13 protein-coding genes and 1 tRNA gene are annotated in these 13,224 nt (G+C 67.7%); 6 read left to right on the top strand and 8 right to left on the bottom strand.

The genetic code is table 11. The features are described from left to right. Nucleotide 1: 1 nt before the first annotated feature. Together J0I47_RS07460 and J0I47_RS07455 are read right to left on the bottom strand one after the other, a co-directional pair. Nucleotides 2-1,255 carry an MFS transporter gene (locus J0I47_RS07460; RefSeq protein ID WP_294046696.1) on the bottom strand — a complete coding sequence of 418 codons (1,254 nt, stop codon included), beginning with the start codon at nt 1,253-1,255 and terminating at the stop codon, nt 2-4. A 50-nt stretch (nt 1,256-1,305) separates the two neighbouring features. Next, a complete protein-coding gene (locus tag J0I47_RS07455; RefSeq protein WP_294046045.1) occupies nt 1,306-1,629 on the bottom strand; it encodes an antibiotic biosynthesis monooxygenase in 324 nt (107 codons plus the stop codon). A gap of 131 nt (nt 1,630-1,760) precedes the next feature. Between J0I47_RS07455 and J0I47_RS07450 the strand changes: the two genes are divergently transcribed. Further along, entirely contained in the window at nt 1,761-2,393 is a 633-nt protein-coding gene (locus J0I47_RS07450; RefSeq protein WP_294046044.1) for a methyltransferase domain-containing protein, read from the top strand. Between the two features lie 144 nt (nt 2,394-2,537). Here the strand turns inward: J0I47_RS07450 and J0I47_RS07445 are convergent, their stop codons facing one another. Further along, nucleotides 2,538-3,704 (bottom strand): phosphatidylserine/phosphatidylglycerophosphate/cardiolipin synthase family protein, encoded by a 1,167-nt coding sequence (locus J0I47_RS07445; protein ID WP_294046042.1) that lies wholly within the window; start codon nt 3,702-3,704, stop codon nt 2,538-2,540. Nucleotides 3,705-3,872: 168 nt separating this feature from the next. Here J0I47_RS07445 and rpoZ point away from each other — a divergent pair, with 168 nt between their 5' ends. Further along, entirely contained in the window at nt 3,873-4,217 is a 345-nt protein-coding gene (gene rpoZ / locus J0I47_RS07440) for a DNA-directed RNA polymerase subunit omega (RefSeq protein WP_294046041.1), read from the top strand. Nucleotides 4,218-4,400: 183 nt separating this feature from the next. On the opposite strand, the gene J0I47_RS07435 is transcribed toward rpoZ, so the two are convergent. Next, a complete protein-coding gene (locus J0I47_RS07435; RefSeq protein ID WP_294046039.1) occupies nt 4,401-5,231 on the bottom strand; it encodes a hypothetical protein in 831 nt (276 codons plus the stop codon). A 144-nt stretch (nt 5,232-5,375) separates the two neighbouring features. On the opposite strand from J0I47_RS07435, the gene J0I47_RS07430 reads away from it, so the two are divergent. Continuing rightward, the gene (locus tag J0I47_RS07430) at nt 5,376-5,693 is read left to right on the top strand and encodes a hypothetical protein (protein WP_294046038.1); all 318 of its coding nucleotides are present in this window, start codon (nt 5,376-5,378) and stop codon (nt 5,691-5,693) included. 131 nt (nt 5,694-5,824) lie between these two features. Here the strand turns inward: J0I47_RS07430 and J0I47_RS07425 are convergent, their stop codons facing one another. After that, entirely contained in the window at nt 5,825-6,478 is a 654-nt protein-coding gene (locus J0I47_RS07425; protein WP_294046036.1) for an RlmE family RNA methyltransferase, read from the bottom strand. Further along, the gene (locus J0I47_RS07420; protein ID WP_294046035.1) at nt 6,475-7,530 is read right to left on the bottom strand and encodes a Ppx/GppA phosphatase family protein; all 1,056 of its coding nucleotides are present in this window, start codon (nt 7,528-7,530) and stop codon (nt 6,475-6,477) included. The genes J0I47_RS07425 and J0I47_RS07420 overlap by 4 nt, the downstream gene beginning before the upstream one ends. Nucleotides 7,531-7,690: 160 nt before the next feature. Here J0I47_RS07420 and J0I47_RS07415 point away from each other — a divergent pair. Both J0I47_RS07415 and J0I47_RS07410 read left to right on the top strand, forming a co-directional pair. Then, nucleotides 7,691-7,764, top strand: a tRNA-Gln gene (locus tag J0I47_RS07415). Nucleotides 7,765-7,981: 217 nt separating this feature from the next. After that, a complete protein-coding gene (locus J0I47_RS07410) occupies nt 7,982-8,707 on the top strand; it encodes a FadR/GntR family transcriptional regulator (RefSeq protein WP_294046034.1) in 726 nt (241 codons plus the stop codon). A gap of 30 nt (nt 8,708-8,737) precedes the next feature. Here J0I47_RS07410 and J0I47_RS07405 read toward each other — a convergent pair whose 3' ends face one another. Both J0I47_RS07405 and J0I47_RS07400 read right to left on the bottom strand, forming a co-directional pair. Next, complete coding sequence (locus tag J0I47_RS07405) at nt 8,738-10,531, bottom strand: IlvD/Edd family dehydratase (protein ID WP_294046694.1); 1,794 nt, start codon at nt 10,529-10,531, stop codon at nt 8,738-8,740. Nucleotides 10,532-10,538: 7 nt separating this feature from the next. After that, nucleotides 10,539-11,678, bottom strand: coding sequence for an aldose epimerase family protein (locus tag J0I47_RS07400; RefSeq protein ID WP_294046033.1), 1,140 nt, complete (start codon nt 11,676-11,678; stop codon nt 10,539-10,541). Nucleotides 11,679-11,811: 133 nt separating this feature from the next. Here J0I47_RS07400 and J0I47_RS07395 point away from each other — a divergent pair, with 133 nt between their 5' ends. Beyond that, the gene (locus J0I47_RS07395; RefSeq protein ID WP_294046032.1) at nt 11,812-13,209 is read left to right on the top strand and encodes an MFS transporter; all 1,398 of its coding nucleotides are present in this window, start codon (nt 11,812-11,814) and stop codon (nt 13,207-13,209) included. Nucleotides 13,210-13,224: the final 15 nt, after the last annotated feature.

The raw sequence follows: 13,224 nt of genomic DNA, 5'->3' as shown, positions 1-13,224 counted from the left end.
CTCAGCGCGGCTTTTTCGGCAGCGCCAGCGCGCAGTAGACCGCCAGCACCACGCACGCGGCGCCCGCCGTCAGGTACGGCAGCGAGTGCTGCGCCTCGTACAGGCCGACGCCGATCGACGGGCCGAGCACGAAGCTGGCGCCGTTCACGCTGGTCACCTTGCCCGCGACCGACCCTTGCGCGTCGGGGCCGACCGCGAGACTCGATCCGGCGGTGAAGGCGGGCCGGGTGAAGCCGAAGCCGATGCTGGCCAGCGCATAGGCCGTCGCGATGCCGTAGAGCGAGGTCGCGATCCCGGTCAGCGCGCATCCCGCCGCGCCGACCACCAGTCCGGCCAGCATCATCCGCCGCGGCGTCAGGTCGAGCAGCGGGATCAGCCCCCATTGTACCAGCAGCGACGCCCCCGCCCCCATCATCAGGACGATGCCGGTCGGCGGCAGCGCATCGGCGGGCGCGAGGTGCAGCCGGTCGATCACCAGGAAACCGATCGCCTGCCCTGACATCACCTGCGCATGGCCGAACACCAGCCCCGCGATCATCCAGCCGCGCACGCGCGGATCGAGGAAGCCGACCTTCTCGCTCGTCGGCGCGGTCGCGGCGGTGATGCTGGCGCCCGACGACTGCCCGCCGATCGACGGATAGGCATTGGCGGCGCCGTGGCTGCCCGGCGTTTCCAGCAGCGCTTCGGTCCGGTCGTCGGGCAATATCTGCCGCACGGCCACGACCATCGCCGCGCCGAACACGGCGAACAGGAACGCCGGACCGGACAGGCCGATCGTCACCGCGCCGATACTGCCGAGCACCAGATAGGGCGCGATCGCCGGGCCCAGGATCGTGCCCAGCCCGAATGCCGATCCGAGCAGGGTCAGCGCCTTGGTCCGCTCCTCGTTCGTCGTGCGTCCGGCGACGATCGCCTGCACCGCCGGCGGCGCCGCCGACCCCAGGCTGCCGTAGATCAACCGCCCGAGGATGAAGAGCAGGAACGCCGCCGTCCCGCCGATCCAGCCGTTGATCCCGGCGAGCAGGAACGTGCCGCACAGCGTCAGCGACACCGCGAACCCGCCGACGCCGAGCAGGATCATCGCGCGCCGCCCCTGTCGGTCCGACCGGTTGGCCCAGAACGGCGCGGCGATCACCCACAGCAATGCCGACACCGAAAACGCCGCCGCCACCGCATTGTCGCGGACGTGGAGCGACCGCCCGATCGCCGGCAGCACCGATTGCAGCGCGGTGTTGCCCGCCGCGATCGTCAGCATCACCAGGAACAGCAACGCGAAGTCGCGGTCGAACCGCCGCGTCCGGCCGATCACGACCGCCGCCAGTCGTAGCTGCGCTCGATCCGCGCGACGTGAAGCGAATAGGATCGATACCACACGCCCCGCCCGCGCTCGCGGATGGCGGTATGCCGCGGCTCCTTGCGCCACGCCACCGCCGCCGCCTCGTCCGCCCAATAGGACACGGTGATGCCGATCCCGTCGCCCCCACGCGCGCCGTCGATCCCGCGATAGCCGGGCTGCGTCGCCGCCAGCCGCTCCATCGCGTCGGCCGCCGCGGCATAGCCCGCGGCATCGTCGCCGGTCAGGTCCGACACGAAGATCACGGCGATTTCCCCGGCCGGTCGCTGCGTCATCGCATCCCGATGGACGCACGCGGGGCACGGTGCAACCCGCCTTGCCACGGAAACGCTTGATCGATCGTTCGCGCTTTGCGACAGGGCCCGCTTGCCGTAAGGCGCGTCGCGGCGAACGCTTAAGGAATCCCATGAACCACCAACGCCTTGCCCTCGACAACAAAGCGACGCGTCCGCGCAAATTGCCGTCGCCCTGGGCGATGTTCCTGAGCGGGTTCCTGAAGCGTCCGCGCATGGTCGGATCGGTGATCGCGTCGACCAAGACGCTCATCAACACGATGCTGAAACGAGTCGACTGGGCGAATACCAAGCTGTTCGTGGAGTACGGCCCCGGCGTCGGCACGTACACGCAGGCGATCCTCGACCGGCTGGCGCCCGATGGCACCTATCTCGCGATCGACACCAACCCCGACTTCATCGAATATCTGCGGCTGAAATTCACCGACTCGCGGTTCGTGCCGGTGCTCGGGTCGGCGGAGGACGTCGAGAAGATCGTCGCCGATCATGGCTTCGAGAAGGCCGACTACGTGCTGTCCGGCCTGCCCTTCTCCACCCTGCCCAAGGGTGTCGCGCCCGCGATCGCCGCCGCCACGCACCGCGTGCTGAAGCCGGGCGGCGCGTTCCTGGTCTATCAGTTCCGCCCCAAGGTGCGCGACTTCCTGGAGCCGCACTGGTCGAACATCGACTATTCGATCGAATGGATCGCGATCCCGCCGAGCCACAATTTCTGGGCGTGGAAGGACGCCGAGGACCAGGCGGCGTGAGTTTTTGAAACGCGCTTAGGCGCGTTTGACGGTGCCGGCCCGCTCCTCCACCCGACCGCCCAGGCATCGTATCCTATGGGCGGTCGGGGGGGGGAGCGGGCCGGCACCGTTTCGGAACTCGCCCTTCCGCGAGTTCCGCCAAAACTACCGCGCGCGACGGCGTCGTTCGTGGCCGAAGTTCAGGCTGCGGGTGATGTTGTAGTCGAGTACCGTCATCACGAAGAACGCCGCCGCCTGCTTGACGCGCATCCAGAGACTCGTGCGCTCCTTGTACAGCGCGGGCGTGATCCGCTCCGAATTGGCGATCTCGCCATCGACGTAGGAGCGGACATACGCGGCGAACCCCGCATCCTCGATCCGCAGCATCAGCTCCAGATTCAGGAACAGGCTGCGGATGTCGTAATTGGCCGAGCCGAGATACACCACGTCGTCGATCACGAAGAGCTTCGTGTGCAGCTTGGTCGGCTGGTATTCCCAAATCTCGACCCGCTTGCGCAGCAGCCCGGCATAAGTGAAGCGCGACGCCCAGATCGCGGCGCCGTGATCGTTCTTTGACGCCAGCACGACCCGTGCCGTGCCCCGCATCCCCAGCCGATCGAGCCGCCGCAACATCCCCGGGCTCGGCGCGAAATAGGCGCTGATGAGGTCGGCGCGGCTGGCCTGGCGGAGATCGTCGCGAAGAGACCGCGCCCAGGGCGACGGCCGGCTGAACGGCCCGCCGAACAGCCAGCGCGTCGTGCCCTGCGCCTGGCTCCACTGACGCAGCACCGCGCGCAGGTCGCGCAGCGGCGGCTGCTCGCGCTTCGCCCACGCGTCGAGCCCGTCGAAATAGCCCGCCAGGTGCGTCGCCGCGGGCCCCTCGACATAGACGCCCAGGTCGCGCCAGCCCTGTTCGGCGATCGTCCGGAAATAGGCGTCCTCGATATTGAACCCGCCGATGATCGCACGGGCATCGTCGGCCAGCGCCAGCTTCTGGTGGTTGCGCAACAGATAGCGCCGCCCCCAGCGCGGCACGAAGCGGCAGACATTGACGCCGGCCGCGCTCAGCGGTTCGAAGAAGCGATGCGCCTGGGCATGTTCGCTGCCCATGCCGTCGACGATCAGCCGTACCGTGACGCCGCGCCGGGCCGCATCGATCAGCGCGGCGCGCACCTTCGCCCCCGCGTCGTCGTCGACATAGATGTAATAGAGGATGCGAAGCGAGTGCTTCGCCCCCGCGATCAGGTCGAGCAACGCGGCCAGCCGCTCCGGCCCGTCGGTGATGAGCCGCAGCGTGTCGCCGTCGATCGTGAAGCTGGGTTCGCCGGGCATGGCCTCTCTATCGCCGGGCAGATCGCCACGGGCAAGCGATCCGCATCAATCCCATGGCGCCACCGAAACGATCGCGGCCGACCCCGCGATTTCCTTGACTCCGCACCCCGCATTGCCCTACGCGCCCCAGCTTCCCATATTCCGGTTTTTCGTGAAGGATCAGCGTTCATGGCGCGCGTCACCGTCGAAGATTGCGTCGACAAGGTTTCCAACCGTTTCGACCTGGTGCTGTTCGCGGCCCAGCGCGCCCGCCAGATCTCGGGCGGCGCCGACCTGACGATCGATCGCGATCGCGACAAGAACCCGGTCGTCGCGCTGCGCGAGATCGCCGAGGAGACGGTCCGCCCCGACCACCTGCAGGAAGCCGTCGTGAGCTCGATGCAGAAGGTGCAGATGGACGACGACGACACGCCGGACGAAGTCGGCTCGCTGTCGCAGTCGGCCGAAGCCCTCCGCCTGACCGCCGCCGCCCCGCCGCGCAACCAGAACCTGGGCGCGGATTACGACGGCTAAGGCAACGGATTAGCGCAAGCTAATCCGTGTCCCGGCCTTAGCCCGGCCGGCAGGTCGCGCCAGCGAACCCGACCGACGACGCGGCTTTGCCGCGTCGCCGCCCGCTATCCAAATCCCTGCGAACTAGCCTCGCTAGGCCCCCCACCCCCCAAAGTTGACAAACTTGACGGGGGTAGCGCCGCGTCAGCGTCGACGCCGCTTGCGCGCGGCGGGTTCGTCGGCCGCCATCGCCTCGCGCCGCTCCGCCGCCGCCGCATGGCCTTCGGGGTCGGCCTCCATCTTCGCCGCCGCCAGCGTCGCCTCGAACGCTTCCCCCAGACCCGCGTCCGCCGCCGCCTCGTCGTACGGCCGATAGCGGCGCGGCAACGCGCCGTTCAAGATATCCGCGCACTCCATCGCGATCGCGGCATCGTCGGGGTGCATCAGCGCGACCGGATCGGCCGGCGGCACCGGCCCCAGCGCGACCAGCGTTTCCGCCACCGCCGGTGCGGGCGGCGCGACCTGACGCTCGGGCCGGTCGCGGTGGAGATCGCCATAGCGTTCCGGAAAATGCTTGCGCAGCATGAACATCATCAGCCCGTCGCTCTGGCGGAAACGTCGCCCGACCACCTGGCCCTCGCGATTGTAGACCGGTTCCTCCGATCCGTTGATCGCGCGTTCGAACGCCGCGTCGATCAGGACGTGCGCCGCCTGCTGCATCGCCGAATCCCACGCGGCGGCGAACGTCTCCCCGCCCGGCGCGCGGCGCAGGGCATAGGCGCCCGCCGCGCTCATGCCGACGCGCTGGGCGGCGGTAGCGACGCTGCCCGTATCGGCGAGGTGGCCGATAAAGGCGCGCTGGCGGTCGGGCGTCCAGCCGTCGGCGCGCGGCTTGCGCAGCACCGGCACCCAGTCGTAATCGGCGGGATCGTAGCCGTGCGCATCGAGCGCGGTGTCGGGGACAGTGTCGGGCGCGTCGTCAGCGGGCGTGAGCGCGGTGACGGGCCGGGGCGGTTTGGGTGTGTCGTCGGTCATCCGCCAGCGTGGATCAGAAAGAGTCCTACATTGGAAGTATGAGGCGCGGTTTAGGATGAGTTGAAGTGGCGCCGGCTGAGTTGCGGGGAGCGTGACGGCTTACGACCCAATTGCGGATATCGAGCTAGTTGCTATCGTGATCGTATGATTGGAACCTTCCGAAGCGACTTGGAACCTGAGGTAAAGATAACGGAAGCGCGCATCCTCGACGTGATTAGGACTGTCGCACCAACTGCTCGGTTACTGCGCATCGGGCCGGTCGACTTCAATCCGCCAGAGTGGTCGTGCTGGGTCGTGACCGTTACGGATGATGAACGAGATAGTCTCGCCGCCGACACCGAACTGAACGAACGGCTTGCTGTCGTAGCGAAAGCAGGCTTTCCTCCGGACAGCTTCACCTTCCAATCAGACGAAACTGTGTCGCGCGATTACGAAGGAAGCTGGTTCTACGCAATGCGTTGATGTCCGCTTCCCACCCACAAACGGCCATTCCCCTCACCCGCCGCGGCGAAGCCGCGTCGTCGGTCGTCGCTGGCGCGACGCCGGCCGGGCAAGACGTTTCGCTGCGCGCGCCGGCGCGGGCGTGGCCGCGCCTACTTCTTGCCCTGCGCGACGACGAACCACTCCACGCTCCCCTTGCGGCTCGCCGGCGGTTTCGCGTGTTTCACGGTCGCGAAGTTGCGCTTCATCTCGGCCACCAGCGCGGAATCGGCGCCGCCCGCGAACACCTTCGCCACGAACGTCCCGCCGGGTTGCAGCACGTCGATCGCGAAGGCGAGCGCGGTTTCGACCAGCGCCATCGTGCGCAACGCGTCGGTCTGCGGGTGGCCGACCGTGTTCGCCGCCATGTCCGACAGGACGAGGTCGGGCGCCCCGCCCAACGCCTCGATCAGCAGGTCGGGCGCGGCATCGTCCATGAAATCCATCTGCAGGATCGCGACCCCGTCGATCGGATCGACCGGCAGCAGGTCGATGCCCACGACGGCCGCCTTGGGCACCGCGCGCCGCACCACCTGGCTCCAGCCGCCGGGCGCGAGCCCCAGGTCGACGACCCGCCGCGCGCCCTTCAGGAAACCGAACTTCTCGTCGAGCTCGAGCAATTTGTACGCGGCGCGGCTGCGATAGCCCTCCGCCTTCGCTCGCTTGACGTACGGATCGTTGAGCTGGCGTTCGAGCCAGCGCGTCGATTGCGCGGTGCGGCGCTTCGCCGTCTTGACGCGGGTGCGCGTCGCCCCCCCACCCCTCATGGCCGGTTCGCTCCCATCAAACGCCGCAGGATCCCTTCGCGGATGCCGCGATCGGCGACGCCCAGCCGCTCGGCCGGCCACAGATCGAGGATCGATTCGAGGATCGCGCACCCCGCCACCACCAGGTCGGCGCGCTCCATCCCGATGCACGCGAACTGCGCGCGGTCGGGCACGGCCATCGCCGACAATTCGCTGCTGATCCGCCGCATCTCGCTCGCCGGCACGATCAGCCCGTCGACCCGCCCACGGTCGTAATGGTCGAGGTCGAGATAGACGCTGGCGAGCGTCGTCACCGTACCGCTGGTGCCGAGCAGCCGCGGCCGCGCGATCCCCTGGGGCAGGCGGGTGGCGAACTTGGCGAAACTCTCGCGCGACAGCTCGCGCATCCGGGCATAGCTCGCGCGTCGTGCGGCCTCGGTCGCACCGCCGCCGGCATGTTCGGTCAGCGAGACCACGCCCCACGGCGCCGAATGCCAGTCGAGCACGCGCGGCTCCGCGCCGTCGACATCGACCAGCACCAGCTCGGTCGACCCCCCGCCGATGTCGAAGATCAGCGCCGGCCCGCTGCCCGGTTCGATCAGCGTGTGGCAGCCGAGCACCGCCAGCCGCGCCTCCTCCTCCGCCGAGATGATATCGAGCCGGATGCCGGTCTCGGCATAGGCACGGTCGATGAACGCCGGGCCGTTAGTGGCGGCACGGCACGCCTCGGTCGCGACCGAACGCGACACGTGGACGTTGCGGCGCTTCAGCTTGTCGGCGCAAACCTTCAGCGCGGCGATGGTGCGGTCGATCGCCGCATCCGACAGCTGGCCGGTCGCCGCCAGCCCCTCGCCCAGCCGGACGATCCGCGAGAACGCGTCGACCACCGCGAACCCGTCGCCCTGCGGCCGCGCGATCAGCAGGCGGCAATTGTTGGTGCCGAGGTCGAGCGCGGCATAATGCGGCGCGTGCTGCGCCCAGCGCTTTTTCGAGGCGGGTGTCGGACGGGCTGCGGACGGCCCCGGCGGGGCGCCGCGATACCGGTTCGACATCGTGGCGGGAGGATCGCCCATGTCGGTCTCTTATGGTCTTGTGCGGTCCGGCCCAGAGCCCTCCGCTGCTTGGCCACCGGCGTAGCGCATCGCCCGCGAAACGACAAGCGCACGGGGTTGACCGGCACGCGCGCCATGCCCTAGAGCGCGCGGCCTGACGCGACAGCGCCTGCCGCGATGATGCCCCGTCGTCTAAAGGTAAGACCACGGACTCTGACTCCGTTAATTGAGGTTCGAATCCTCACGGGGCATCCAGGTTTCCGGTATCAGGTAGCAAACGCATCGAGGACCGGCTGGCGATCTCTCATCGCCGTCCACGCGACGTTTAATTCCTAGCCGTTGGACCACCAGACCGGAGGTCGCTGATGAAGAGCATCTCGGAGTCGAGTCGTCGGTCCAACCTCGACGCGATCCGCCTTGCGTCGTCGGAGCGGCTGGCCCTAGGTTCTCGGGACAGGCGAGAGGAATGGACATGACGGGCGGGAAACGCGGACAGCCCGCGCACGTTGCGCTGGCGCAGCAGCTCGGCACCCGCATCGTGACCGGGGGCAGCGAACCCGGCACGACGTTGCCTGGCGAGATCGAACTGGCCGAACACTTCGCCGTGTCGCGCAGCGTCATCCGCGAGGCGTTGCGGATGCTGTCCGCCAAGGGCCTGATCGAAAGCAGGCCCAAGGCCGGAACCAAGGTGCGCGAGCGTCATCACTGGAACCTGCTCGACCCCGAACTGCTGGGCTGGATGTTCGAAGGCGCGCCGCCGATGGCGTTCGTGCGCAGCCTGTTCGAACTGCGCATGATCGTCGAACCCGCCGCCGCCGAACTCGCCGCCACCAAACGCAGCGCACGGCAGCTGGCGCGGATGGGCCATGCGCTCGAGGAAATGGCGGCTCACGGCCTGTCGAGCGAAGCTGGACGGACCGCCGATCAAGTCTTCCATACCGTGATCCTGGAGGCGACCGGCAACGAGTTGCTGGTCAGCCTGTCCGCCAGCATCGCCGCCGCCGTACGCTGGACGACCTATTTCAAGTATCGCGAGAACAAGCAGCCGCGCGATCCGATGCCGCAGCACCAGGTCCTGTTCGAAGCGATCGCGGCCAGCGACCCCGATGCCGCACGCGAGGCCACTATCACGCTGGTGGCACAGGCGCAGCGCGACACCGAGGCAGCGGTCGAGAACCAAGCCGCCGCCTCCGCCTGACGCGATCGGCCCGCGCCATCGGCGAAGCCGTCAATGATTGTCGCGGGGCAGACCCATCGTCTGAGCGATACGCTGGTACTTCTCCGCGCCTTCGAGGATTGCACCGGTATTCATCTGGCCGACGACCGCTCGCTGGATTTCCTGCCACGGCGTCTGCGAAGCGGGATAGGCATACCCACCCGCCGCCTCCAGTGCGCGGCGCCGCTCGGCCAGTTCGGCATCGGGGATCAGCACGTCGGCGGTTCCCTTGCGCAAGTCGATCCGCACGCGATCACCGGTGCGCAGCAGGGCGATGCCGCCCATCGCCGCCGCCTCCGGGGAGGCGTTGAGGATCGACGGCGATCCGCTCGTCCCCGACTGGCGGCCGTCGCCGATGCACGGCAGCGCGTGGATACCTTCCGTAATCAGATAGGCGGGCGGACGCATGTTCACGACCTCCGCCGCGCCGGGATAGCCGACCGGCCCCGCCCCGCGCATGAACAACAGGGTTTCGGGCGTGATCCCCGTCGCGGGATCGTCGATCCGGTGGTGGTAATCCTCCGGCCCGTCGAATACCACCGCCGGCCCCTCGAACGCGTCGGGATCGGCCGGATCGGACAGGTAACGCGCGCGAAACTCGTCTGAGATCACGCTGGTCTTCATGATCGCCGCATCGAACAGGTTGCCCGACAGCACGATGAACCCCGCCGCTTCCTTGAGCGGGCGGTCGAACGGACGGATCACCGCCTCGTCCTCGATCGTCGCCGCACGACAATTGTCGCCCATCGTATGGCCATTGACGGTCATCGCACCTTCGCGGATCAGACCCTGTGCCATCAGTTGGGCGACGACGGCGGGCACGCCGCCCGCGCGATAATAATCCTCGCCCAGATATTCGCCGGCAGGCTGGAGATTGACCAGCAGCGGTACGTGATGCCCCGTCTCCTGCCAGTCCCGCCACGACAGCTCGACGTCGAGATGGCGGGCGATCGCCTGAAGGTGGATCGGCGCGTTGGTCGACCCCCCGATCGCCGAATTGACGACGATCGCGTTGAGGAAGGCATCGCGAGTCATGACGTCGGACGGCTTCAGATCCTCGGCCACCATCTCGACGATCCGCTTGCCGGTGCGCCAGGCGACTTCCTGGCGGTCGCGATACGGCGCCGGGATCGCCGCCGACCCGGGCAAGCTCATGCCCAATGCCTCGGCGAGACTGTTCATCGTCGTCGCCGTACCCATCGTGTTGCAATAACCGGTCGACGGCGCCGAACTCGCGACCAGCCGGATGAACTCGGCGTCGTCGATCTCGCCGGCGGCCAGCATCTGCCGCGCTTTCCACACGATCGTGCCCGATCCGGTCCGCTCGCCTTTGTGCCAGCCGTTGAGCATCGGCCCCACCGACAGCGCAATCGCCGGGATGTTCACGGTCGCTGCCGCCATGAGGCAGGCAGGCGTCGTCTTGTCGCAACCGATCGTCAGCACCACGCCGTCGATCGGATAGCCGTACAGCGTTTCGACCAGCCCGAGATAGGCCAGGTTGCGGTCGAGCCCGGCGGTCGGCCGCTTGCCGGTTTCCTGGATCGGATGGACCGGGAACTCGATCGCGATGCCGCCTGCCTCGCGGATGCCCTCGCGCACGCGCTCCGCCAGCACCAGATGATGGCGGTTGCAGGGGGACAGGTCGCTGCCGGTCTGCGCGATGCCGATGATCGGCTTGCCCGACTGCAATTCCTCCAGGCTCAGCCCGAAGTTCAGGTACCGCTCCAGATAGAGCGCGGTCATGTCGATATTGTCGGGATTGTCGAACCAGGCACGGCTGCGCAATTTGGGGGCGGTGGTCACGATAGGCTCCTCAGCGCGCGACGGAAACGCGGTAGATCATGCGGTGATGATAGGGCTTGCCCGGTTCGACTCGCGCCGACCCGAATGCCGGCTGGTTCGGCGTGTCGGGGAATTTCTGTGGTTCGAGCGCCAAGCCGTCACCCATGCGATAGACGTGGCCGCCCTTGCCGATCAGCGTGCCGTCGAGAAAGTTTCCCGAATAGAATTGCACGCCCGGTTCGGTGGTCAGCACCTCGAGCACGCGGCCGGATGCCGGATCCTCCAGTCGCGCGGCGAGCCCCGGCTCGGCCGTCGCGCCCTTGTCGAGCACGAAATTATGGTCCCAGCCGCGCCCGATCGCGATCTGCGGATCGCGGCCGTCGCGGATGCCGTCGCTCAACGGCCGTCCGCCGGTGAAATCGAACACCGTGCCCGCCACCGCTCGCAACTCGCCGGTCGGGATCAGCGCAGCATTGACCGGCGTGTAGCGCCGCGCCGGGATCGTCAGTCGCTGGCCGTAGATGCCGGTCGCCGACCCCTCGCCCGCCAGGTTGAACAAGGCGTGATTGGTCAGGTTGACGATGGTCGGCGCGTCGCTGGTCGCGTCCATGTCGATCGTCAGCGCGCCCCGATCGTCCAGGGCATAAGTGACGGTGACCTGAAGCGTGCCGGGATAGCCCTGGTCGCCGGCGGGGCTGGTCAGCGCGAGCACGACCTTCGCCTGCGCACCGCTCGCGACCGACACGATCTTCCACACCTTCTTGTCGAACCCGACCGCGCCGCCGTGCAGCGAATTGGTCTTGTCGTTGAGCGGCAACTGGTACGTCTTGCCGTCGAGCACGAACCGGCCGCCGGCGATGCGGTTGGCATAGCGGCCGACCGTCTGGCCCCAGAAATTGGGATGCGCGACATAGCTCGCGACATCGTCATACCCGAGCGTGATGTCGGCGATGCGGCCGGACCGGTCGGGCGCGTCGAACGATTGCAGCGTCGCGCCGAGCGTCATGATCCGCGCACTGACGCCGTTGGCGCCGGTCAGCACCACGGCCTCGACCGGCGTGCCGTCGGGCATGCTGCCGAATGCCTCACGCTTGGCCGTCGCCGCATCGGCGGGCGTGGCACCGTAAGCAACAGCGACGGCCGCCACGGCCAGAATGAAGCATTGCGCCATCACGTCCTCCCCCCGCAAAAAAGTCGGTCGGCCGGTTTCGCGATTGACCCGCCGCCATGCTCAAATATAGTCAGACATAATGACGGCGCGCAATACGCTGCGTTCGCCTGCGCGGCGATCAAGGGAGAGATGAATGGCAGGACCGGTAGGGGTGGCGGGATCGCGAGCGGCGGCGGCCGGCGGCGCACGAAGCGGGGTCGTCCTGGCCCTGATCTACGTCACCGCCCTGTTCTTCATCTGGGCGTTCGTCACCAACCTGATCGACCCGCTCGTGAAGAGCATGAAGGTCATCTACACCCTCAGCGATTTCGAGACACAACTTAATCAGTTCGCGTTCTTCATCGCCTATGGCGTGATGTCGATCCCGTCGGCCTGGTATCTCGCGCGACGCGGCTATGCCGCCTCCATCGTGCTCGGGCTGCTCGGCGTCGTCGCCGGGTGCCTGGTCGCCTGGTCGACCACCTATTCGAACAGCTTCGTCACCGTCCTGCTCGGCCTGTTCGTCGCGGCATCGGGGATCACCCTGCTCCAGGTCGCGGCGAACCCGCTGATCGCGTCGATGGGCGACGCGAAGAGTTCGCATTTCCGACTCAATCTCAGCCAGGCGTTCAACTCGCTCGGCGCCTATGTCGGCGGCACGTTCGGTGCGGCCTATCTGCTGCGGGGCGATCTGTTCGCCAAGGACGCGGTGCTCACCCCGGCGCTCAAGGCCAGCAGCCTCGGCTTCGTCACCCACGTCTACCTGATGATCGCGGTCGTGCTCGCCGCGTTCACGCTGGCGGTGTTCTTCGCCCGCCAGACGATCGCGACGCATGCGCCGATCATGGCCAGCCATGTCGAATCACCGCTCTCCGCGCTGCGCTCCCGCTGGGCCAATCTCGGCTCGATCGCGATCTTCCTGTACGTGGGCGCGGAGGTCTGCGTGATTTCGGGGATGATCTTCTTCCTCGAACAGCGTCACATCCTCAATGTTCCGGCCCAGATCGCCGGCTACATCGCGCCGCTGTTCATGCTGCTGGCGATGATCGGGCGGTTCGGGGGCAGCGTGCTACTCCGCTATGTCAAGGCGACGACACTGCTGACCTTGGTCGCGGCGGGGGCGTCCGTGCTGTGTCTGGTGATCGTCGCGACCTTCGGCATGGTGGCCAGCCCGCTGGGCGGGACCGTGACGCTGCCCGGCGGCTATGTCGCGCCGCTCACGATGGGCTTCGTGCCCGCCGTCGCCGCGCTGTTCCTCGGCCTGTGCAATTCGATCATGTTTCCGACGATCTTCACGCTGACGCTGGAGCGCTCGACCGCGCCGGCTTCCGCGACATCGGGGCTGATGTGCATGGCGATCTGTGGCGGCGGCTTCATTTCGATCCTCTACGGCGCCGTGATCGATCAGTTCGCGCATATCACCGTTGACGGTGCGCGCTCGCTGGCGTTCGTCGTGCCGCTCGGCTGCTACCTCTACGTGCTGTGGTATGCGATCGCGGCCCGGTCGGCGCCGACCCATGTGATCGAGGAAGGTGTGGCATCGGCTCACTGACGGCGGCCGTTCGGC

The organism is Sphingomonas sp. (assembly GCF_017304635.1).
Lineage (GTDB): Bacteria > Pseudomonadota > Alphaproteobacteria > Sphingomonadales > Sphingomonadaceae > Sphingomonas.
Note: the sequence above shows the minus strand (reverse complement) of the source record. Positions and strands in the feature narration are given on the sequence as shown.

Bases quoted from the DNA above. Each gene is read 5' to 3' on its own strand.
- J0I47_RS07430 (WP_294046038.1), top strand. From the start codon at position 5,376: ATGATTGGAACCTTCCGAAGCGACTTGGAACCTGAGGTAAAGATAACG.
- J0I47_RS07425 (WP_294046036.1), bottom strand. From the start codon at position 6,478: ATGAGGGGTGGGGGGGCGACGCGCACCCGCGTCAAGACGGCGAAGCGC.
- J0I47_RS07455 (WP_294046045.1), bottom strand. From the start codon at position 1,629: ATGACGCAGCGACCGGCCGGGGAAATCGCCGTGATCTTCGTGTCGGAC.
- J0I47_RS07435 (WP_294046039.1), bottom strand. From the start codon at position 5,231: ATGACCGACGACACACCCAAACCGCCCCGGCCCGTCACCGCGCTCACG.
- J0I47_RS07450 (WP_294046044.1), top strand. From the start codon at position 1,761: ATGAACCACCAACGCCTTGCCCTCGACAACAAAGCGACGCGTCCGCGC.
- J0I47_RS07410 (WP_294046034.1), top strand. From the start codon at position 7,982: ATGACGGGCGGGAAACGCGGACAGCCCGCGCACGTTGCGCTGGCGCAG.
- J0I47_RS07400 (WP_294046033.1), bottom strand. From the start codon at position 11,678: ATGGCGCAATGCTTCATTCTGGCCGTGGCGGCCGTCGCTGTTGCTTAC.
- J0I47_RS07420 (WP_294046035.1), bottom strand. From the start codon at position 7,530: ATGGGCGATCCTCCCGCCACGATGTCGAACCGGTATCGCGGCGCCCCG.
- rpoZ (WP_294046041.1), top strand. From the start codon at position 3,873: ATGGCGCGCGTCACCGTCGAAGATTGCGTCGACAAGGTTTCCAACCGT.
- J0I47_RS07460 (WP_294046696.1), bottom strand. From the start codon at position 1,255: ATGCTGACGATCGCGGCGGGCAACACCGCGCTGCAATCGGTGCTGCCG.
- J0I47_RS07395 (WP_294046032.1), top strand. From the start codon at position 11,812: ATGGCAGGACCGGTAGGGGTGGCGGGATCGCGAGCGGCGGCGGCCGGC.
- J0I47_RS07445 (WP_294046042.1), bottom strand. From the start codon at position 3,704: ATGCCCGGCGAACCCAGCTTCACGATCGACGGCGACACGCTGCGGCTC.